This window comes from Streptococcus sp. HMSC076H09, from assembly GCF_001811765.1.
Taxonomy (GTDB): domain Bacteria; phylum Bacillota; class Bacilli; order Lactobacillales; family Streptococcaceae; genus Streptococcus; species Streptococcus agalactiae.
This window is the reverse complement of sequence record NZ_KV806607.1, coordinates 1-269: the sequence shown is the minus strand read 5'-3', so window position 1 is coordinate 269 and position 269 is coordinate 1. Positions and strand designations below refer to the sequence as shown.

At 51.3% G+C, this 269-nt stretch carries 3 tRNA genes; all 3 read right to left on the bottom strand.

Going from position 1 to position 269, the window contains the following annotated elements:
• Nucleotides 1–5 precede the first annotated feature (5 nt).
• The 3 genes from HMPREF2818_RS06480 to HMPREF2818_RS06470 all read right to left on the bottom strand — a co-directional run bounded on the left by HMPREF2818_RS06480 (nucleotide 6) and on the right by HMPREF2818_RS06470 (nucleotide 254).
• Nucleotides 6–78, bottom strand: a tRNA-Phe gene (locus HMPREF2818_RS06480).
• Between the two features lie 2 nt (nucleotides 79–80).
• A tRNA-Met gene (locus HMPREF2818_RS06475) sits at nucleotides 81–154 on the bottom strand.
• Between the two features lie 10 nt (nucleotides 155–164).
• Nucleotides 165–254, bottom strand: a tRNA-Ser gene (locus HMPREF2818_RS06470).
• Nucleotides 255–269: the final 15 nt, after the last annotated feature.

Sequence of the window (269 nt, the reverse complement as noted above, 5' to 3'; positions counted from 1 at the left end):
ATAAATGGCGCGAGACGGAATCGAACCGCCGACACATGGAGCTTCAATCCATTGCTCTACCAACTGAGCTACCGAGCCTATTGCGGGAGCAGGATTTGAACCTACGACCTTCGGGTTATGAGCCCGACGAGCTACCTAGCTGCTCCATCCCGCGATATCTTTAAAGGAGGATGTGGGATTCGAACCCACGCACGCTTTTACACGCCTGACGGTTTTCAAGACCGTTCCCTTCAGCCGGACTTGGGTAATCCTCCATATAACAAAAAATA